Source organism: Algoriphagus winogradskyi (assembly GCF_900182815.1).
In the GTDB taxonomy this organism is placed as follows: Bacteria; Bacteroidota; Bacteroidia; order Cytophagales; family Cyclobacteriaceae; genus Algoriphagus; species Algoriphagus winogradskyi.
This window is the reverse complement of record NZ_FXUA01000010.1, coordinates 52,433-73,886: the sequence shown is the minus strand read 5'-3', so window position 1 is coordinate 73,886 and position 21,454 is coordinate 52,433. Positions and strand designations below refer to the sequence as shown.

Here is a 21,454-nt window from a genome sequence, read left to right as displayed (position 1 = left end):
ACGTTTAGACCTTTGCGTTACTATTTCTTTGTTAGAAGACCTACTTTAATTCCCAAAGTCACATGTGGGATATAGTCCCTTCCGTTTATTCGGTATCGATCACTACCCAAAAAATTCTCGTCTTCTTTATTTTGAATTGGAGATACTTTTAGCATAGTTATTTTGGTGTACCTAGTCCGAATTCCAATTCCGACAAAACTGTCTAATAGTATATTTTGAGAAATGAATTTCTGCTTACCTAATTTTAATCCGGTGCCCAGCACCTGAAAGTCAATGTGTGCTTTATCATACCAAGTTTTGGAATTTGAAGAATAGTAGTAATCATCTGTACGATTGAAGTCCTTTTCGACAAAAAATAATTCAACCCCCAATAGTTCTTTGCAGAATAAAGTTTTAATTCGTTCTTCGTTCTCCACATAGAGAACTGTTCATTTTTTCCTCTACCTGAAGAGATTCCAATAAAGCCGCCATTCAATCCTATTTCTGACTGAATACTAAGTTTTGGACTCAAAAAGTATTCAATTCCGCCCTGAACGACAACGGTCTCAGGTTCCAAAAGTGCCATAGGAGAGGCCTTAATCAAAATGTTTTTGTCAAGTCTAGGTATTTGTTGAGCGAAGTTTTTCGAAGGCATTAGCCAAAATAGTAGAATACCTACCACTTTGAGCCAACAGCTTGATTTCATTTTAAGATCAAAATATCTGGTACTTGCATTGTTTTCTGGTGTCAACTTATTGAAATTTTTATTTCCTTCTAAATAGCTTTGCAACCAATTTCCTGGTATAATCAAATCGCTCAATTGGCCCAACAAGAGAGCCATGTATCATTTCCATTCCGTCCATTCCAGCGAATTTGGGTTGGTTAGGATAGATTAATATGAAGCTATTATTCTTCAACCAAGTATTGATCAAGTTTGGAACCTGCTCCAATTTTGGATGGTAGGAAATGGCGCCTTTTCTGCTCAAAATCATGATCAAATTATCATCAGGCTTTAGATGAATATTAAGATTTGAAAGCTCTTCCCATCCTGGAAATGCACGAAAATCAACTCTGATTGGATGATTTTTTAGGATATCGGCCAGGTATTCTCTTGTTTCAGGTGCTACATAAAAGATAATTCTAGCTCCAGTATTTCTAGCTATATTCCAGACTTTGACCAGCCAAAACGGGAATCCTAGCTCTTTTTCTGCATTCGGAGGTACTAGGATCAAATGTCTCTTGTGTGTATCGAACGGTTGATGGGATTTGTAAATAAAGGTCGTTGTATTTGATTTACTTAGCAGACCTTCCGTGAGATTTCCCAAAAAGCTATCATCTATACCTTGTTTTTCATGAAGGCCTAATACTAGGTCGGTAATTTTATTCTCATGGATTACACCTGTAATTCCTTGTTCAACATTTGTGTCATAACGAAGCAGTTCAATCAGAAAGTGGTCTGTAGCCGATGCTGTTTCACTCGCTTTGTTTAACGTTTTTTGAGCCTTCATTTCTGCCGCAGAATCCTGTAGATCTGGGTTGATGATACTCAAAGCATACATACTACTTTTCCTTTTTGGCGACTGGATTAAGATACTTAAATTGATAAGTTCATCCGATGTTTCCTGATTTCTGACAGGGATAAGAATTCGCTCCACTATTTCTTTTTCACTATTTGCATCGTCAATAACCGTTTCAGCTAGTGCAATATTCTTAGCGCCTTTTTGAGCTTCCAAAGAGGCAATGGTACAGGTGATGAGTATCATGATGATTGTACCATTTAAGATAGATTCTGATAAAAGGCGGATGGGCTCACCTAAATCATCATATCCTATGAATGTATTAAACCCGATGATTACAGCTGCTAGAGTTGCTGCTGCTTGGGCATTACTAAGTCCAAAAATTATCCTACGTTCATCTATTGTGAATTTGTATGTTTTTTGTGTTGCTAAGGCAGCTAGCCATTTCGCGGTAATAGCAATAGTCGTCATCACAAACGCTACCCAGATCGTCTCCCAACTTTGAAAAAACACCCTGAAATCAACTAACATTCCTACTCCAATTAGGAAAAATGGGATAAAAATTGAATTACCTACAAACTCTATCCGATTCATCAGAGGCGAAGTATGGGGAATCATTGAATTGATGGATAGACCAACAAGGAATGCCCCAATAATAGCCTCAATTCCTGCAAGTTCAGCCAAAGTGGCACCTAAAAATACTAGTACTAATACAAAAATGTATTGAGAAGAATTATCTAAGTATTTTTTGAAAAACCATCGAGCAAGCCGAGGGAAACCAAAGATGATAGTCAGTGCAAATAAAGTGATAGAAAGAATTAGTTTTAGCCAGAAAAGAGTGTTTACTTCTCCTTTGGTAGAGCCAATAATTATTGCCAAAATCAATAAGGCCAAGGTGTCTGTGATTAAGGTTCCTCCTACTGTAATATTTACCGCTCGGTTTTTCCCAATACCTAATTTTGAAATTAAGGGATAGGCAATTAGGGTATGTGAGGCAAACATGCTGGCAAGCAAGACTGAAGAAATCAATGACAAATCAAGAAGGAATAGCCCTGAGATGATTCCTAATGTCATGGGAATTAGGAAGGTATACATTCCAAAAACCAGGCTCTTATTCCGGTTTTTCTTAAACTCATGCAAATCAATCTCTAATCCAGCGAGAAACATGATATAGAGTAGTCCAGCAGTGCCAGAAAGAATAATCCCACTGTCCCGCTCAATTAGGGCCACTCCATTTGGGCCAACAATAGCACCAGCTATGATTAACCCTAATAATGGAGGGATTTTTATACGGTTTAATAGTATGGGAGCCAAAAGGATGATCAATAGAATCAATAGAAATTTGATCACCGGATTGGTAATTGGCAATTCGGATGAAAAAATCGATTCTAGGATCATGTTTTAGGATTTTATTTCTTATTCAAAGCTCCATGCTAACTAAGTAGGTAGTATATCCAATGTATGCTAGTAATAGTATGATAGCCTCCCATCTGTCCAGACTCTTTCTTTTGCCGGAAAACATAGCAGTGAAGAGAAATAGCGTGCCACCTAAAAGCAAGTATATGTCGTTATTAAATGTGATTTGAAATGGTAAAGGTCTAATGATTGAACTTACACCGAGTATCAAGAAAATATTAAAAATATTGGAGCCAATTATATTACCTATTGCGATATCATTGTTCTTCTTTAAAGATGCCACTACAGAGGTAGCCAATTCTGGTAGGGATGTTCCGGCAGCAATGATGGTGAGTCCGATGATTTTCTCGCTCACACCTAAACTGTTGGCAATTGTCACAGCGTTATCCACTACTAGTTTTCCGCCCAAAACAAGCCCCGCTAGCCCGCCTAAAATCAGAGTCCAGATTTTGAGATTTGAGTAGACTTTTTGCTCTATTTCTTGATTAGTAGTTTCTGATTTGAGTTGTGTGAAAACATAGTATAGAAATGCAGCAAAACAAACCAATAGAACTATCCCTTCAATCATCGATAAACTAGGTGCTGTATTTGAGAAATAATTATTGACCATCAGCAATAAGATGATAGCCGCGATAAAAGAAAAGGGAATCTCTTTCCAAACCGAACTAGATTGAACGGCTAGCGGGGTAATTAATCCTGCTACTCCAAGAATGAAAAACAGATTAAAATTATTGGATCCGATTACATTACCGAAAACTATATCTGCGTAGCCTTGTGCGGAAGCAACTGAATTGACTACTAATTCTGGTGCGGATGTACCAAAAGCCACTATAGTCAGACCGATAGCCAAGTCCGAAACTTTGTGTTTTTTTGCTAGTACCGATGCACCATCTACCAGCCAATCAGCACCTTTTACTAATAGTAAAAGACCTGCAATAAGAATGACACTTTGAAGAATCATAGCTTTGGTGATTTTTCTTCTACAGCTAAATGCTTTAAAAATCTATCAAAAGTAGAATGAAATATGTAGGTAATTTCATGCTATACCAATAAATATTTTTAAAGGAAAAGTGGTTTGACCTTAGCCTATCTTTTATCATCCACAATTTTAACTTGCTTTGTTGTTTTTATTTGATGTTTTTCCTAACACGCTTATAAACAAATTCTTATGAAGCTGTTTTATTTGCCGTTAATATTCATGTTTACTTTTTCCGTTTCCGCAGCTTTGGCCCAAGAAAATATGCCTCCACATATAAAGGAAGGTATTACCTATCGTGTAATGAATTTTCACCTTGGGTGGGAGTGATGCCAGTTGCCAATCCGGTTATTACTTACGATTCTACTCTTAACTATAAAATCGTTTTTGATTTGAATGGGAAAGTGAAAGACTCTACAGTCGCAAACCCTATTCTTTTAGAAGTGGCAAGGACTTATAATCTCACCGTTGCAAATGGAGTTCCTGCTGAAAAATTCAAGTAGCGGCTGTTATCCATGGAGGTTTGGTGGATGTGATATTAACAGAAGAGGACTACCAACCTCTGATGCTCAAAGTGCCTTAAATTGAATCAGTCGTTAAACCAGAGGTAAAGCATGGGCGATACTAATGGGCAATGGTCTCGGTTTTTTAAATTTTAAAATCACTTTTGTGATTTTAAAATCAGATTCATTGTAGGATACATAGATAATTAAGTAGTAATTCTACTGATACGAGGGGCGAATTCTAAGTAAGATAGATTCTGTTTGTGATGATCTTAAGTAAGCAACATAGCTTGAAAATTCTATCCGAACAGATTGCATAAGGGTTTTAGGCAGGATGACAGTAAGTGCTACAGTATCAGCAAAAAGCTTGGAATTTGAGTCTACTAAAAAATCTATTTAGGAATTAAATCAAAAAAGGGGTTCGATAATAAATCGAACCCCTTTGATTATGTATTGAGTGCTAATTACTTCACTTCGAAGCTAGCTCTTCTAGCCATTTGTCTTGCATCTGCTGATGACTTATCTACGCTGGTATCTTCACCATATCCTTTGTAGGATAATCTTGAAGCATCAACTCCTGAAGCTACTAAGATGTCATAAACAGCCTTAGCTCTTCTTTCAGAAAGTTTCATGTTGTAATCTTCAGGACCTAATTCATCAGCATAACCTTTGATTTCAACACTTACTCCTGGATTCTTTTTCAAGAAATTTGAAACATAGCTAGCTGCGCTAGTAGAGTATCCAAGTGGCTTAGAGCTATCGAATGCGTAGTAAACATTAACATAACCGTCATTGATAGCTTTCTTGAAGAAATCAAGTTGCTCTTGTACTTCTTCAACTGGACATCCATTTGTTGATGCTGGACCAGGAAGGAATGGACACTTATCCATGTGATCAGGAGTTCCGTCACCGTCAGAATCCAAAGTCATACCTGCGGAGTTAACTCTTGCACCAGCTGGAGTATTAGGCTCTTTATCTAAATAATCAGGAACGCCATCACCGTCAGAATCCTTCAACATATCTTTGATTCCGTTGATTTGAGTAGCAAGTTCTTCTTTTGTAGCATATTTATCTGCAGCAATGTACCAGTCAGCGTGCTCTTCATTTTTACCTAAGTAGAACTGAAGACCTATTGTACCAGTCCACAATACGCTATTAGCTCCGAAGAAACCATTGTCGATCGCTGGTCCGATTGGAGTAGATCCATCCCAAGTAACTGTCTGGCGACCGTTAATGATGGTACTGATGTCTCCATAAAGAGCAACACCTTTACCCAACTTCAATTGAGGAGTTACACCAACTATAAAGTTGTAAACGTCATCAGTTTCACCTGCATAAAGGTTTTCTTGAGGTTTCACACTACCGATACCACCACCAAAATGACCTAGTAAACCTAGAGATCTTGAAAATGATTCGAAATTCATGATTCTACCAAGGTTGGAAACCATTTGAAGATCCAAACGATAATATTTGGTGTCAAATGAACCTGTCATAGCATCGTCATTACCTGCTTCTTTCACAGATCCGAAACCGTAATCTAGTTTCAAACCAAATTTCTCGTTAAACATGTACCTAGCACCGAAATCGATGTGACCTAGGTTGAGAGTAGGAGACAGATATCCAGCTGCAATGGGTGCCATCGGTTTATTAAAACCTCCGCCAACTTCCAGAGAGAATTTGTCGAATTCCTGTGCATTTGCTCCAACTGAAAGAGCGCCTGCGATAATTGTTGATAGTATTAGTTTTTTCATAACAAAAAATTTTTGTTCAAATTTTAAGTGTTGATTGATGTGAATACAAATTTATAAACTTTTAATTTACTACAAATCTAGCTGAATTATTTAAAACCCACTGAGGATAAAAAATAAATTCCAGTCTTTTTTCAAATATAACATCGAAATATTAACATAATTTATGCCACAATGAAATTTTTATTCGAAATCCTTAAACAAAACAGTGTTTCGGGAGATGAATCCAAAACGTCAGAATCCATATTAAAGTATATAGCACAACGGAAGAAAAGTTGGAAAGTTTTGCCAGAAATCTATTCTGGAGAAGATTTTCATGATTGTATTTTACTGAAATTTGGAAAGCCTAGAACAGCTGTTTTTGCTCATATAGATACCATAGGATTTATGTCAAGGTATAATAATCAGCTGATTAGCATTGGCGGGCCAGAGGTAATTGAAGGTACTTTATTGGAGGGGAAGGACTCGTTAGGAGAGATATCTTGTAAAATAAAAGGTGATGAAAATAATATTTCTCATGATTTTCCGAGAGGTATAGACCCTGGTACTCGCCTATCTTTTGCTCAGAATATTAGAATAAACGATGAATTTATTCAGGCAGCCTATTTGGATAATAGGTTAGGAGTTTATTCTGCGCTTGAGCTCTGCGAAAAAATTTCCGATGGTTGGGTGGTATTTTCCACATATGAGGAACATGGCGGAGGAAGCATGCCATTTTTACTCAAGTTCATTCAGGAAACATCTCCCGTTAAACAAGCATTGATCTCTGATATTACCTGGATTACAGAAGGGGTTCAGTTTCATAAAGGCGTGGTGATTTCCATTAGAGATAAATTTATCCCCAGAAAAAAGTTTATTGATAGAATAATAAGTCTTGCAAATGAAAGTGGAATACCCTTCCAGCTTGAAGTGGAGGAATATGGCGGAAGTGATGGTAGAGAGGTGCAGTTTTCCCCATATGCAATAGATTGGTGTTTTATAGGTGCAGCTGAAGAAAATGTACATTCTCCGGATGAAAAGGTTTCTTTGGTTGATTTGGAAGCGATGCTAAAGATTTATCCCTACTTACTAGAGAGACTTTAATTATATAGGATGAGTATTATTTTAAAAGACAAGATATTTGAGATTTACCTAAGCGCCGAAAAGATTCGTGTTAGGAATACAGAACTTGGGAAAGCTATATCTCGGGATTTTGTAGGCAAGGAATTGGTTGTAATTGGGATTTTGAATGGATCCTTTGTGTTTATGGCTGATCTATGTAGGCAAATAGATTTACCAATTTCTACTTCTTTTATAAAAGTGAGTAGTTATTCAGGAACAGAATCAACAGGGAATGTGCGGTCTATCTTAGGCTTAGAAGAAAAAATTGAGGGAAAAAATGTACTAATTGTAGAGGATATAGTTGATACTGGAATCAGCATGGATTATTTGTTAAAGGCACTTTCTGAGTTCAATCCTGCCAAAATTTCCATAGTAACTTTGCTACACAAACCTGATGCTTTTCAGTTTAATTACGCGTTGGATTATGTGGGTTTTGAAATTCCCAATAAATTTGTGGTCGGTTACGGCCTTGATTACGATGGTTTGGGTAGGAATTTACCTGATATTTACCAGCTCAGTACTCCTTAAATAATAGACTTACGAATGTATAATATTGTATTATTTGGTCCTCCGGGTGCAGGCAAAGGCACTCAAAGTGAAAAACTTATTGAGAAATACGGACTTACTCATTTATCCACTGGGGATCTTTTTAGAAAGCACCTAGGAGAAGGAACGGAACTTGGCCTACTCGCCAAAAAGTACATGAACGAAGGTCGATTGGTTCCTGATGAGGTTGTGATTGGAATGGTTGAGGATAAGATCAATGAGACTAAAAATGCCAAAGGATTTATTTTTGATGGCTTTCCACGTACTACCGCACAGGCAGAGGCTTTGGATAAAATGCTCTCTAAGCATAGTCTTGAGATCAATGGCATGATAGCTCTTGATGTACCTGAAGAAGTATTGAGAGTGAGAATTAAAGAGCGGGGTAAAACTTCTAACCGAGTGGATGATCAAGATGATGAAAAAATCAACACACGTATAAAAGTATACTTGGATGAGACTCTCCCGGTAGCTGATTATTATGGTTCACAAGAGAAACTTCAGAAAATCAATGGCGTAGGAGAGATCGATCAGATCTTCTCAGACATCACTTCGGTAATTGATAGCTACTGATTGCCTTTAATTTCCTAATTTTGCAAATCATATATGGCTAAGCTAGTAAGCTTAGCCTTTTTCTTTATCACAAAATGGCTGATTCAAATTTCATAGATTATGTAAAGTTCTGTTCCAGGTCTGGGGCAGGTGGACCTGGATCTACGCATTTTCGGAGAGAAAAGCATGTGCCTAAAGGAGGACCCGATGGCGGCGATGGCGGAAGAGGTGGACACATTATAGTAAGAGGCACGACTCAAGTATGGACTTTGCTACATCTCAAGTACAAAAAACATGTTATTGCCGAGGCTGGGAAAAGTGGCGAGGGAGGAAGAAGAACTGGTGCTGACGGTAAGGATATAATTTTGGAAGTACCACTTGGTACCATTGCAAAAGATGCTGAAACAGGAGAAAAACGCTTCGAAATCACAGAAGATGGCCAAGAAGTAATTCTTACCAAAGGCGGGAGAGGTGGACTGGGAAATGACCATTTCAAAACATCTACGAATCAAGCTCCTCATTATTCTCAGCCTGGAGAAGAAGGAATCGAAGAGTGGATTATTTTAGAGTTGAAGCTTCTGGCGGATGTAGGTTTGGTAGGATTTCCAAATGCGGGCAAATCGACCTTGCTTTCTTCTATATCTGCAGCTAGACCTGAGATTGGAGATTATCCTTTTACTACCCTTGTGCCAAATCTTGGCGTTGTAGCCTACAGAGGAGATCAGTCTTTCGTGATGGCAGACATCCCAGGAATCATCGAAGGAGCTGCAGAAGGCAAAGGGCTAGGAATTCGTTTTCTCCGCCATATAGAGCGCAACTCGATTTTACTATTCATGGTGCCTGCAGACGCTGCTGATATTGGAGAGCAATACAGAATTTTACTGGCAGAACTGGAAAAGTATAATCCAGAATTGCTAGATAAGCGAAGACTGCTTGCTATATCCAAAGCAGATATGCTGGATGACGAACTTGTCAAGGAAATGGAAAAAGAAGTCCCGGAAGGAATTCCTTATGTGTTTATATCTTCTGTCTCCCAATACAATCTTGACAGGCTTAAAGATCTAATCTGGCAGGCTATACACGAGGGGTAAGGTGTCAGTTTGTCAGACATCGCGCAATGGCAACAATATTGATAACCCCATAACGCCAACTATTGTCTATTTCAATTATGACTAATAAAGAACAAGTGGATCAAGAAATGAATCTCAAGGACGAGAATATCAATGAGGAAAAGGTAGAAAACGCTTCTTCCGAAACGGAACTTGAAGAACAAGCTCCTCAAACTGAATCAGAAGAAAATAAATTGGAGTATGAAGTAGCCGATCTTAAAGATAAATACCTTCGTCTCTATTCAGATTTTGAGAATTATAGAAAAAGAACTGCAAAGGAGCGATTGGATTTGATTTCAACAGCTTCCGAGGATGTTATTAGGGATCTAATTCCAATTTTGGATGATTTTGAGCGAGCTTTAAAAGCCAGTGAAAATGAGGCTGAAGGAGCTAAAGTAAGAGAAGGTAATCTTCTTATTTTTCAAAAATTCGGAAAAATACTTGGTTCAAAAGGCTTAAAGCCAATGGATGATCTAGTAGGTAAGCCTTTCGATCCGGAAACCCAGGAAGCAATAACCCAAATCCCGGCGCCTAGCGAAGACTTGAAAGGAAAAGTAGTTGATGTAATCGAAAAAGGTTACGTATTAGGAGATAAAGTAGTACGCTACGCAAAAGTAGTGACAGGAGCATAATATTATGGCGAAAAGAGATTATTACGAAGTACTTGGAGTAACAAAGTCCGCATCTGCCGATGAAATAAAAAAGGCGTATCGGAAACTAGCGATTCAATTTCATCCGGATAAAAATCCTGACAATCCAGAAGCTGAAGACAAATTCAAAGAAGCAGCTGAGGCTTACGAGGTTTTAAGTAATCCTGAGAAAAAGCAACGTTATGATCAATTTGGTCATCAAGGTGTTGGTGGAGCTGGAGGTTTTGGCGGCGGTGGAATGAACATGGATGACATCTTTTCCCAATTCGGCGATATTTTCGGCGGAGGAGGCGGAGGAGGTTTCGGTTCATTTTTCGGCGGAGGCGGCGGTGGCCGTCGCACCAAAAAAGGAACGAATCTTCGCGTAAAGATGAAGTTAACTCTTGCTGAGATTGCTAATGGCGTGGAGAAAAAGATTAAAGTGAAACGCCATCTTATAGCTGATGGAGTCACTTTCAAATCTTGTTCAGCATGCCAAGGATCTGGCCAGGTTAAGAAAGTAGTGAATACGATGTTGGGCCAAATGGTTTCAGCTAGCACCTGCGGTGTTTGTGGGGGAAGTGGTCAGATTGTAGATAAAAAACCTGCTGATGCTGACGCAAGAGGTCTAGTGGTGAAAGAGGAAGTGATTTCTATCAATATCCCTGGCGGGGTAGCTGAAGGAATGCAGCTAAGTATGTCTGGCAAAGGGAATGAGATTCCTGGTGGAATTGCCGGAGATCTTCTTATAGTTATAGAGGAAATTGAAGATAAAGTACTTCAACGTGATGGGAATAATGTGATCTATGATCTATACGTTTCCTTTGTAGATGCAGCACTTGGTGCTTCTATAGAGGTGCCAACCATAGAAGGAAAAGTAAAAATCAAAATTGAGCAAGGAACTCAAAGTGGTAAAATGCTCCGTTTGAAAGGAAAGGGTATTAAAGATATAAATGGATATACCAAAGGTGATCAATTGATCATGGTCAATGTGTGGACGCCTACCCATCTATCCAAAGATGAAAAAGAAGCGTTAGAAGGACTGAGATACTCAGACAACTTCAAACCAGATCCAGGAAACAGCGAGAAATCCTTCTTTGATAAAATGAAAGAGTTCTTTTAATACAATAAAGCCAGAAGCAATTCTGGCTTTTTTTATATTTTTAAAAAACCTTTTTAAAGTCGCCTCGTAACCTTACCGTATGCTTAAAAGATTGTGTCTGCTTTTTCTGATGATGATTGGATGGGTAGCTGTGGGTAAGGCGCAACTAGTCAAAGAGTTCAAGGCGACAGAAAAAGACGGTTTTGATATGGTTGCTTTGGAGTTCACCTCCTACAAGAGTACCACACAGCTGAAGAGAACCAAATCTTCAGATCCTGTCTATATTCATGGGCATCTCGATCAAACGAATATCCTTCCGGTATTTTCTCAGAAAGTATCAAATAATATACTTCAGACCACATTAGTTCATAAGAACGTGGAGTCCGAAAATCTCGGTAAAAGTATCACATCCAAACTATTTTCGGGATCTTCAGATGATTTTGATCACAGCTGGAATGTAGGTTTAAGTACCAATTATCTTTATCATCTCGATTTTAATTTGGGAATGGGCAAGTCAGACTTTGACCTTGCCAATCTAACCATCAGTCAGCTGAAAGTGAAAAGTGCCAGTGCTGATGTGGCTATCCGCTATAGTAGCGACTCTCCAAATCAAGTGCAGATGGATACCCTTTTGGTAACCCTAAATATGGGGACCGTAGTGGTAAATGATGCCAATTTCACCAATGCCAAGAGAATGATATTCGAAGTTAACTATGGCAAAATCGATTTGGATTTCTCAGATGGCATGCATAATGCCAGCCATATTATTGCTGCAGTTGGTGCAGGAACACTTCACGTGCGTTTGCCTTCTGACTCTTTTCCCATCAAAATAAAAATGAGAACTACGGCTATGTGTAAAACCACCTTGCCAAAGTATTTAAAAACCTTAGAAAAAGGAACATACATAACGAAAGGGTTCAAAGTGGATGACCCAAGATTAATGGAATTGATCATTGATGTAGGAGTGGGTTCTTTAACAGTGGAATAATTCCTATTTTTTCAGATATGTTAAAAATCAATAAGCTTAATAAATCCTACGGAGTCAATAAAGCACTTACAGAGGTGGATTTAAATGTATCCGAAGGTGTGGTTTTTGGACTTCTCGGGCCAAATGGAGCGGGTAAAACCACGCTGATTCGGATTATTAATCAGATTATAGATAGCGATAGCGGTGAAGTTTACATTGGCGGTGAGCTTTTGGCACCTAAGCATATTGGACTGATTGGCTACTTGCCAGAAGAGCGTGGGCTTTATAAGAAAATGAAGGTCTGGGATCAGATGCTTTATTTCGCGAGATTAAAAGGACTTAGTCCTCACGAGGCCAAACTGAAGATCAAATACTGGCTGGAAAAGCTGGAGATGGAGACTTGGAAGGACAAGAAGATTGAAGATCTATCCAAAGGCATGGCGCAGAAAGTCCAGTTTATCTCCACAATAATTCATAATCCTCCGCTCTTGATCCTCGATGAACCTTTCTCCGGCTTTGATCCAGTAAATGCAGAAATCATCAAAAATGAGATTTTGGAACTCAAGGAGAAAGGCACCACAGTGATCCTCAGTACTCACAGAATGGAGTCTGTAGAGCTGCTGTGTGACCAGGTCGCAATGATCAATCGCTCGAAGAAAATCTTGGATGGTACAATCAAGCAGGTGAAATCCATCTATAGACCGGAAGTCTATACGATAACTCTTGATCACCTTACTAGAGATTTGCCGACAGAGTGGATATCCAAAGAAGACGAAGGAAGCTACAGTTTTACGCTACCTCTTAGTGGGAAATTGCCAAATGAACTTCTCAATGAGTTAATGCAATATGGTCAAGTGAGCCAGTTTCAAGAACTGATTCCGAGTATGGAAGAAATTTTTATTCACCAGGTAAAGTCAACAGAAAATGGATAAAATCTGGTTAGTAATTCAGCGTGAATATGTCGCTCGAGTTAAAAAGAAGTCGTTTTTGCTTGTCACCTTATTGACTCCTTTGATTTTCCCAGCCATCATGGGAATTTTCGTGTGGATCGCTTTAGAAGAGGAAGACAATCAAGCGCTGAGAATCATCGAGGTGGTAGATGATAATAAGCTGTTTTTCTTGGAAAGTTCTGAGCAGTATGCTTTTTCCTTTTCGGATATAAACTCTGAAGAAGCCAAGAAATTAGTACAGGATGGAGACCGTTACGGCTTTCTGCATATCCCTAAGTTTGATATAAAAGATCCAACGGGGATTTCTTTTTATGGAGAAGAAAATCCAAGTATGAGTCTGATCAGCTATTTGGAAAATAATCTGCGGAAGAAAATCGAGGAACAACGGCTTTTTGAAAGTGGAATTGATCCAAAAATTATAAATGATGTCCGGACAAAAGTGGCGATCAAATCCATTACGCTAGATGAAGAAGGGACAGAAACTGTAAGCGACGCGACAGTGAATTATGCAATAGGCTTTGTTGCAGGCATTTTGATCTACATGTTCATTTTCATCTATGGCAATCAGATTATGCAAGGTGTGATTGAAGAAAAGTCCAGTAGGATCGTGGAGATATTGGTTTCTTCACTGAAGCCTTTTCAGTTGATGCTGGGAAAAATCATTGGCATTGCTGGAGTAGGATTAACTCAACTTCTAATTTGGATCGTGCTAGTGGGGACGTTGACGACTATTGTGACGGGCTTTCTAGGGATGCAAATGCCCCAGCAACAGGCGATGGAATTGGCCAATCCTGAATTGGCTCAAGGCCTAGCTCAAAACACAGAAATGGGTGAAATTCTGCAAGTGATCGCAGGAATTAATTACATGGAGATAGCCTTAAGTTTTGTTTTTTACTTCTTGGGCGGATACTTATTGTATGGAGCTTTGTTTGCAGCGATTGGATCTGCGGTGGATGCACCTTCGGACGCGCAGCAGTTTATGTTACCCGTAACTATTCCTTTGATTGTAGCCTACATGGGTTTGTTTGTTTTTGTACTGAATGATCCTACCAGCACTACGTCATTTTGGCTATCAGTAGTTCCGCTGACTTCGCCGATTGCGATGATGGGTAGGGTGAGTTATGGTGTGCCATTTTGGGAGCTAGCTTTATCTATGGGGCTTTTAATCGTTGGCTTTTTATTTACTACTTGGGTAGCGGGTAAGATCTACCGAATAGGAATTCTGATGCATGGGACAAAGCCAAGCTATAAGACACTTTGGAAGTGGATCAAGACGAATAATTGAGAAGCTAAAATCTTAGTATTAAGTAGCAAGATAGAAATATCAAGGTGGTAGAGCTAAATACCAATAAATCAAGAGTCAGGAAAAAAGAGTCAAGAAGTAGCAATTATTGATAGAAAAAAATCCCGATCAGTTGCTGGTCGGGATTTTAGTTTAGGCGTTATTGGGGGAAGATCATTCTTATTATCTCAAATACGCAGAAAGCATCCATACTACTTTTTCTTTTGCAGTAATGTAGTCACTCATCAGGGAAGCAGTTCCCTCATCGCCTGATGCTCCTGCTGCTTCGAGGGTTTCTCTTTCGAGTTGCAAAAGGGTGTTCATATTTGACTTGATTATCTCCACCATTTTCATGGGATCTGTAATTTCTTTTGCCTCTTTGATAGAAGCAGTGTCAATGTATTCCTGATATGAAGAAAGTGGTCTGGCCCCTAAAGTCAAAATTCGTTCTGCAGTTTCGTCTACTGCCAAGTTCGCAGCATTGTAAAGTTCTTCAAATTTGGCATGAAGCTCAAAGAAATTTGGGCCGGAAACATTCCAATGAAAATTCCTCAAATTCTGGTAGTAAATCTGATAATTAGCTAGTAGGTCATTAAGTTTTTCTACCAATACCTTACTTTCTTTGATTTCTAATCCAATGTCGTTCGTTTTCATATGTCTGTTGTTTGTTTTACTAGTGTCATATGGAATCTAGCATGCGATATAACCATCCCGTTTTGTGACGCCGGAGGGATGCTCGATTTCATATTTAAGTTGTTTAATTTTCTCTGCTTGAATTAAAGTATAAATTTACTCCATAGGTCGATACCTTCCCAACTGATAAATTCTATCTTCAAGTCATACTATCTATGTGATTGGGAAGTTAGTAACGGTAGTAATTCAAGTTTGATTAATGAAAAAAAGATTTCAAGACCTTACCTCTTTAGATTTTTATACAAATAAGAAGCAAGTCAAATGGCTTGTCGTTGCGGCCTCACTAATCATAGGAGCAGGTTCGATTTGGTATACTAATAGTCTGGTGGAGGAATTGCGCGAGCGGGAAAGGAGGCAGATCGAATTGCTGTCCAGTGCGCTGGAGTATGCAGCTACTACGATGGAGAATCTCACGTTTATCAATCAGGAGATCATCCAACAGAATTATTCCATTCCGATCATTATGGTGGATGATTCGGCCAATCCTATTGAATTTAGAAATATACCTTTTAAGAATAATGCAAGTGCTGCCGATTCTGCAGAAACGCTGCAAAAGGAGCTGGCAGAGATGCGAGCGGAGTACGAACCTATTTTGCTTCCAGAGGCAGATATTCTGGTTTATTACAGGAACTCTGAATTGCTGATTAATCTAAAGTATTATCCTTACGTGCAATTAGGAATCATTCTGATTTTTGGGGTATTGGCTTATGCTCTTTTCAACCAAAGTAAAATTGCCGAGCAAAACCGTGTGTGGGCTGGTCTTACTAAAGAAACTGCGCATCAATTGGGAACGCCGATCGCTTCTTTGATGGCTTGGATTGATTACCTGCGAAACTCTCCAGTCTGGGAGGAAAATAAGGAAATCATCACCGAAATGGATAAGGACGTGGTGAAGCTGAGGATGGTGACGGAGCGATTTAGCAGTATTGGCAGTAAGCCCGTGATCCAATCAGGGAATGTCTACGAAGCAATTGACGAAACAATTAATTACCTCCGTCCGAGAATATCTACCAAAGTGGATTTGAATATTCATGCAGACACTAAGGATCTCGATGCGATGATGAATAAGCCACTGTTTGAGTGGGTGATAGAAAATATCTGTAAAAATGCTGTAGATGCGATGAAGGGTAAAGGGCAGATTGATATTACCATTCTACAGGATAGTGATAAGTATGTGATTATAGATATCACAGACACCGGGAAGGGCATGGAAAAGCGAATGTACAAACGTGTATTTAATCCAGGATTCTCTACCCGTCAAAGAGGTTGGGGGCTGGGTTTGACACTCGCAAAAAGAATCGTGGAAGGATATCATGGCGGGAGGATTTTTGTCAAAAACTCAGAAGTTGGAGTAGGAACCACCTTTAGGATATTGCTTCACGGAAATCATGAAGGGGCCTCACAGTTTATTACCGAGGGAATCTTGGAGTATTAGGGATTTGTGATTTCGGATATATGATTTACGAGATTCCCGATAGAGTTAAGCGAAAACTACTATTCTGAGCTTTTTGAAAAAAGAATGAAGGTAAACTTGTAGGCAAAGATCGAAGTCCCGATTGAACTCGTAAATCCAAAATCGTAATTCGTAAATTCTTTCCACTCATTTTTTCCTACCTTTGCAGCCTTAATTTGATGTCACCCATGAGTTTGAAAGAAGAAATCCAGAAGCGTAGAACCTTTGCAATTATTGCTCACCCTGATGCAGGAAAGACTACTTTGACTGAAAAGTTGTTGCTTTTTGGTGGTGCGATACAGACAGCGGGTGCGGTGAAATCCAATAAAATCGACACAGGAACCAAGTCGGATTGGATGGCGATAGAGAAGCAAAGAGGTATATCCGTGGCTACTTCTGTCATGGGATTTGAATACAAAGACATCAAAATCAACTTGCTTGATACGCCTGGTCACCAGGATTTTGCTGAGGATACTTACCGCACATTGACGGCGGTCGATTCAGTTATCATGGTGATAGACTGTGTGAAAGGGGTGGAGATTCAGACGGAGAAACTGATGGAAGTTTGCCGGATGAGAAATACCCCAGTAATCTGCTTTATCAATAAACTCGATAGAGAAGGTCGTGATCCGTACGAGCTGATCGAAGAAGTTGAGCAAAAGCTGAATATACAGTGCCGTCCGCTTTCTTGGCCTATCGGCATGGGAAAGACATTCAAAGGTGTTTACAATCTGTTTGATCACAAACTCAATCTTTTTACCCCCTCTCAACGAAAACTCAGTGATGTTCGCCAATCTTTTGAAGACGTGAATGATCCGGAATTGGAAGAATTAATCGGGAAAAACTACGCTAATCAGCTTCGCGAAGATGTGGAATTGATCGAGGGTGTGTATCCTGATTTTGATCCTACAGAATATTTGGAAGGCAAAGTGGCACCGGTATTCTTTGGCTCAGCAGTGAATAACTTCGGCATCAATGAGATGTTGGATACGTTTATCAAAATTGCTCCAGCACCGAAAAGCCGTAGAACTGAGGAGCGTGAGGTGAAACCTGATGAGAAGAAATTCTCTGGTTTTGTATTTAAAATTCACGCCAACATGGATCCAAATCACCGGAACCGGATTGCATTCTTGAGAATATGCTCAGGGACTTTTGAGCGGAACAAACCTTACAATCACGTGCGTGGACCAAAGCCATTGCGCTTTTCCAATGTGACTCAGTTTATGGCGCAGGATAAGGAAATGATCGATGAGGCATTCCCAGGTGATATTGTGGGATTGTATGATACGGGAAACCTGAAAATCGGGGATACGCTGACGGATGGAGAAGATATGCAGTTTGTTGGGATTCCGAGTTTCTCCCCGGAGATTTTCCGTGAGGTGGTGAACAAGGATGCCATGAAAACCAAGCAACTTGAGAAAGGCTTGAAGCAACTGATGGAAGAAGGTGTAGCGCAATTGTTTACCTTCGATATGGGTTCTAGAAAAGTAGTCGGGACAGTCGGGCAGCTTCAGTTTGAAGTAATTCAGTTCCGACTGAAAAACGAATACAATGCCACGGTGGAGTTTCATCCTATGAACCTGTACAAAGCCTGCTGGATCACGAGCAAGGACAAGAAGCAGCTGGAGGAATTTGTCCGCTCCAAAAACCGTCACATCGCTCATGACAAGGATGGCAAGCTGGTGTTTATGGCCGAGTCAAAAGCTTGGCTTCAGATGGTCATGGATAATTATCCTGAGATAGAGTTTCACTTTACTTCTGATATTTAATGATAAACCTTCCAGGTTTTTAAATCTGGAGGGTTTTTACTTTAGGGATTACTTTTCAATAGTGTAGTTAAATTTTGTAGATCCAGGCTTACCGCCTCCACTAATTCCTTCTATCTCTCCATTTATCAAATGCTCTGCATCAGAATTATAGAAAGATACAGATGCCTTTCCCGACGAATCTGTCTGGATATTCGGTGCCCAAAAAAGAGTGGCGCGCTGATCTGGTTTAGGAAGTGAACTGATATCTGCTGGATATTTGGGTGAGTAGAATTCCTTTTCCACCTGATAGCCCTTCATGGTCAATGCGGCATCCTGTTGGATTGTTTTTTTATCAGTACCAAGGTCTTTCCTAGTGTAAAATCCAATTACTCCATTTGATCCTCTTGCACCGAATATCGCCGTGTCCGCTCCCTTCCATACTCGGTAGCCTTCGATTTCTTGCACAGGGATAGTGAGCAAGGATTCTAGTCTGACTTGAATGTCATCCACCATGAGCATCGGTTCCATACTGCTGTTGATGGAATTCACTCCTTGGATGAGAATCTTCGCGCTTTCTCCATATCCCGTTATTTGCACGCCGGCTACTCTACCTCTCAGTAGGTCTATCGGATTCAGCAGGTTTTCCAGTGCCGGCTTGCCAGCCACTTGCATCTGTACAGTTCCAGCGCCATAAGTACTGGAGATATTGGAGGGTTGATCTATTCTTTTTGCCCTCACTTCTACTCCCTCAAGGGCAAATTCCGAGTTATCAAAGTCAAATGCTTTATCAATAGCTAGACGCACGGCAGCGTTGGTTAAGAAATTTTGATCGAGAGCAGAAGGCTGGGTAAAATCAGAATAGAGTTGGTAGAATAGCTGTGGCGAACTATAGGAGCTTTCTGTCAAAATAGTAGCTATTCTACCATTGCTTGTTTTCCCCTGTAGGATTATTTTCGTAGAGTCAAAGAAGATAAGGTCTTGGATTTCAAACTCACCTTTAGAATTGGTTACTGCAGTTTTTGACTCTGGGAAGGGGAATAAGGATAGGTAGGATACAGTTCCCGATTCTATAGGCTGATTTTTCTTTTCATCAGTAAGTACTCCTCTGATCGTCAATCCTTTTTCAACGCCATATTCAGGATCTGTCACCTTTTCGCTCAATGCCTCTTTTATCGTAAATCGCCGCCAGCCTTGCGTCAGCATAAGGATGTCCAGGTCTTTTGCGCGATCCTGATTGCTGGGATTGAAATAATAACCCGGCGATTCGATATGTCCTTTCAGTTCTGAGGAAAGTAAAAGGTTCGATTGTATCGTTTCTTTGTTTTCAGACAAAGCTACCTGACTTCCGTCAACTACGCTTAAAGACATATTAGCAGCGACTGGATTTCCTTCTTTATCCTTTGCTTCAATGTCAATTTGAACTCGTTCTCTAGGCTTATAAACCGATTTGTCCATGGATGCTGTGATGGTCATCTGATCTTGATGATCGATGAAAACTAGCCGCTCTGCCAAGGGATTTCCGGCCTCATCTAAAACAGTGATTTGAGCGATTCCTGAGGGAAATTCTTTCTTTGGGATTCGGGTAAAGCTTACTTTCTTTGATAGATCAGCTTGACTGGATGCACAGACTATTCCACGTGTTTGCGCCAAAAGATAGACAGTTTGAAGGGTGGAATTCTCTGAAGCTTGAACCTTCACGAGGAGATCTGCTGTAGTAGGCGAATTCGTCACAGAGAGAATTATTCCTGAATCAAGGGCTTTTGGTAGCGTTACTATTTCTTGGCTATTCTCGATCGTTGCCGTGTATTTCTTCCCTTCTTTGGGCATCAAGGCAAAAACGCCCATCCCAAATTGATTGCTTTCAAATGTGGCAACTTCCTTTTCGCCTTCATAGACTTTTCCGCTCACCACTTTACCCAAGCCATCCATTCCGATAGCTTTGAAGCCTACTTTACTCATGATCCCATTGATTAAATTACCTCCTTCGGGAAAGAACTGAAGAGCTATAGTTTCATCACTTAGGGCGTTATTGATGGGGTCTTGGGTATTCCATATTTTTATCTGCTTATGAAAAAAATAGGCTTCATCGGCATTCCGCATCCAATTGGTATAGGAGCGAACTAGGTAGTTTCCTGAGGGAAGTGATTCATCTAATTCTAGCTGACCTGCCGCAAAACCTTCTCTAGAAAATAGCTGATCCTGCTGTATTACTTCACCGGAACTATTGATCAACTCTACATAAATAGTGTTGCTGAATAACGATGGTTCATGGTATGAACCCGCTGTGAGATAGACTTTAAACCAAATTGTCTCACCTGCGGAATAGTTTGGTCTGTCTAGGTGGAGATAAACCTTTTCTTGAGGAAGCTCGGTGATATACCTTTTGAATCCTGCGATGATCCTCTCTAAGGGATTAGAGAGTGGAGAAAAGGAGAAGAGTAAAATGGTAAAGATGGTAATAAATACCGTCGAGCTAAACTTATTTATTTTTAGATAAGCCATCATAGGATAGGTGTTTAGATGAAAAAGAGATATAATCTATATTGTAAAAATGAAAGCACAACCCATAATCAATGAGTTGTGCTGACTTGCTTCTACAAGACTATTAATTCATCAAGTGTCACATTCTGTCTCTATTAAAACTACAATTACATTCTGACAAAATGGGTCGCCTGTTGACCAAAATAGCTCTCCACATCCATTGTAATAATCTGTTCTAGTACAACCATTCATTCCATATCCAGATTGATATGGCAATAAAGTATTGATTAAAATGGCTAAGGTAACGACAAGCACTGTCTTTAATTTTTTCATGATTTTTTTAATTTGGGTTTATTTTTGATGGATTATACGCCATTTTATTTGAAGGGTTTTCCTAATTCTAGGAATTCAAACTATTTTTTAAATCAATCCTATATGTGTTTTTCAGCTGGATAAAATAAAGTAGGTCCATCCAATAATCGTCAAGGAAACGACGATGATTAAAGGTATGGTCAAGAATTTCAGCGAATTCATACTACTCATAAATACATTTAGGATAAAAGAAATCAAAGCCACCACGCTTCCTATAGATTGGGCTTTCTGGATTTGAGATAAAATATCGTTCTCCGTATTTTTCATGATTTGATTCTTCACTTTTTTTGAAAGGATTGAGGAAAATGCGACTTAGAAAGAGCATCACTCGAG

General features: G+C 39.5%; 21 protein-coding genes. 12 read left to right on the top strand and 9 right to left on the bottom strand.

Annotation, left to right across the window (positions count from 1 at the left end; all coding sequences use genetic code 11):
- Positions 1-20: 20 nt before the first annotated feature.
- The 4 genes from QOL76_RS19755 to QOL76_RS19740 form a co-directional block, all read right to left on the bottom strand.
- Positions 21-155, bottom strand: a complete 135-nt coding sequence (locus QOL76_RS19755) for a hypothetical protein (protein ID WP_283414687.1) — start codon at positions 153-155, stop codon at positions 21-23.
- A gap of 89 nt (positions 156-244) precedes the next feature.
- Positions 245-685: a hypothetical protein gene (locus tag QOL76_RS19750; protein WP_283414686.1), complete on the bottom strand. Its 441-nt coding sequence runs from the start codon at positions 683-685 to the stop codon at positions 245-247.
- A 58-nt stretch (positions 686-743) separates the two neighbouring features.
- Positions 744-2,894: a cation:proton antiporter gene (locus QOL76_RS19745; RefSeq protein WP_283414685.1), complete on the bottom strand. Its 2,151-nt coding sequence runs from the start codon at positions 2,892-2,894 to the stop codon at positions 744-746.
- Positions 2,895-2,916: 22 nt separating this feature from the next.
- Positions 2,917-3,873 carry a calcium/sodium antiporter gene (locus tag QOL76_RS19740; protein WP_283414684.1) on the bottom strand — a complete coding sequence of 319 codons (957 nt, stop codon included), beginning with the start codon at positions 3,871-3,873 and terminating at the stop codon, positions 2,917-2,919.
- A gap of 344 nt (positions 3,874-4,217) precedes the next feature.
- On the opposite strand from QOL76_RS19740, the gene QOL76_RS19735 reads away from it, so the two are divergent.
- A complete protein-coding gene (locus tag QOL76_RS19735) occupies positions 4,218-4,391 on the top strand; it encodes a hypothetical protein (protein WP_283414683.1) in 174 nt (57 codons plus the stop codon).
- A gap of 464 nt (positions 4,392-4,855) precedes the next feature.
- Here the strand turns inward: QOL76_RS19735 and QOL76_RS19730 are convergent, their stop codons facing one another.
- Positions 4,856-6,142 (bottom strand): OmpA family protein, encoded by a 1,287-nt coding sequence (locus QOL76_RS19730; RefSeq protein WP_283414682.1) that lies wholly within the window; start codon positions 6,140-6,142, stop codon positions 4,856-4,858.
- A 171-nt stretch (positions 6,143-6,313) separates the two neighbouring features.
- Between QOL76_RS19730 and QOL76_RS19725 the strand changes: the two genes are divergently transcribed.
- From QOL76_RS19725 to QOL76_RS19685, 9 genes are all read left to right on the top strand, one after another.
- A complete protein-coding gene (locus QOL76_RS19725) occupies positions 6,314-7,222 on the top strand; it encodes an aminopeptidase (protein ID WP_283414681.1) in 909 nt (302 codons plus the stop codon).
- A gap of 9 nt (positions 7,223-7,231) precedes the next feature.
- Positions 7,232-7,768, top strand: a complete 537-nt coding sequence (hpt, locus tag QOL76_RS19720) for a hypoxanthine phosphoribosyltransferase (RefSeq protein WP_283414680.1) — start codon at positions 7,232-7,234, stop codon at positions 7,766-7,768.
- Between the two features lie 15 nt (positions 7,769-7,783).
- Positions 7,784-8,356 carry an adenylate kinase gene (locus QOL76_RS19715; protein WP_283414679.1) on the top strand — a complete coding sequence of 191 codons (573 nt, stop codon included), beginning with the start codon at positions 7,784-7,786 and terminating at the stop codon, positions 8,354-8,356.
- 74 nt (positions 8,357-8,430) lie between these two features.
- Positions 8,431-9,426 carry a GTPase ObgE gene (gene obgE / locus QOL76_RS19710; RefSeq protein WP_283414678.1) on the top strand — a complete coding sequence of 332 codons (996 nt, stop codon included), beginning with the start codon at positions 8,431-8,433 and terminating at the stop codon, positions 9,424-9,426.
- A 77-nt stretch (positions 9,427-9,503) separates the two neighbouring features.
- Positions 9,504-10,076 carry a nucleotide exchange factor GrpE gene (locus QOL76_RS19705; protein ID WP_283414677.1) on the top strand — a complete coding sequence of 191 codons (573 nt, stop codon included), beginning with the start codon at positions 9,504-9,506 and terminating at the stop codon, positions 10,074-10,076.
- Positions 10,077-10,080: 4 nt separating this feature from the next.
- Entirely contained in the window at positions 10,081-11,196 is a 1,116-nt protein-coding gene (gene dnaJ, locus QOL76_RS19700; protein WP_283414676.1) for a molecular chaperone DnaJ, read from the top strand.
- A gap of 79 nt (positions 11,197-11,275) precedes the next feature.
- Positions 11,276-12,163: a toast rack family protein gene (locus QOL76_RS19695; RefSeq protein WP_283414675.1), complete on the top strand. Its 888-nt coding sequence runs from the start codon at positions 11,276-11,278 to the stop codon at positions 12,161-12,163.
- A gap of 17 nt (positions 12,164-12,180) precedes the next feature.
- Positions 12,181-13,074, top strand: a complete 894-nt coding sequence (locus QOL76_RS19690; RefSeq protein ID WP_283414674.1) for an ABC transporter ATP-binding protein — start codon at positions 12,181-12,183, stop codon at positions 13,072-13,074.
- Positions 13,067-14,377, top strand: a complete 1,311-nt coding sequence (locus tag QOL76_RS19685; RefSeq protein WP_283414673.1) for an ABC transporter permease — start codon at positions 13,067-13,069, stop codon at positions 14,375-14,377. Before QOL76_RS19690 ends, QOL76_RS19685 begins: the two co-directional genes overlap by 8 nt.
- A gap of 180 nt (positions 14,378-14,557) precedes the next feature.
- Here the strand turns inward: QOL76_RS19685 and QOL76_RS19680 are convergent, their stop codons facing one another.
- Complete coding sequence (locus QOL76_RS19680) at positions 14,558-15,028, bottom strand: Dps family protein (protein ID WP_283414672.1); 471 nt, start codon at positions 15,026-15,028, stop codon at positions 14,558-14,560.
- Between the two features lie 238 nt (positions 15,029-15,266).
- On the opposite strand from QOL76_RS19680, the gene QOL76_RS19675 reads away from it, so the two are divergent.
- Positions 15,267-16,502, top strand: coding sequence for a sensor histidine kinase (locus QOL76_RS19675; RefSeq protein WP_283414671.1), 1,236 nt, complete (start codon positions 15,267-15,269; stop codon positions 16,500-16,502).
- A gap of 206 nt (positions 16,503-16,708) precedes the next feature.
- Positions 16,709-18,289, top strand: a complete 1,581-nt coding sequence (locus QOL76_RS19670) for a peptide chain release factor 3 (protein ID WP_283414670.1) — start codon at positions 16,709-16,711, stop codon at positions 18,287-18,289.
- Between the two features lie 48 nt (positions 18,290-18,337).
- Here the strand turns inward: QOL76_RS19670 and QOL76_RS19665 are convergent, their stop codons facing one another.
- The 3 genes from QOL76_RS19665 to QOL76_RS19655 form a co-directional block, all read right to left on the bottom strand.
- Positions 18,338-20,773 carry a TonB-dependent receptor plug domain-containing protein gene (locus tag QOL76_RS19665; protein WP_283414669.1) on the bottom strand — a complete coding sequence of 812 codons (2,436 nt, stop codon included), beginning with the start codon at positions 20,771-20,773 and terminating at the stop codon, positions 18,338-18,340.
- A 108-nt stretch (positions 20,774-20,881) separates the two neighbouring features.
- Positions 20,882-21,082: a hypothetical protein gene (locus QOL76_RS19660; protein WP_283414668.1), complete on the bottom strand. Its 201-nt coding sequence runs from the start codon at positions 21,080-21,082 to the stop codon at positions 20,882-20,884.
- A gap of 111 nt (positions 21,083-21,193) precedes the next feature.
- Positions 21,194-21,388 (bottom strand): hypothetical protein, encoded by a 195-nt coding sequence (locus QOL76_RS19655; RefSeq protein ID WP_283414667.1) that lies wholly within the window; start codon positions 21,386-21,388, stop codon positions 21,194-21,196.
- Between the last annotated feature and the right edge of the window lie 66 nt (positions 21,389-21,454).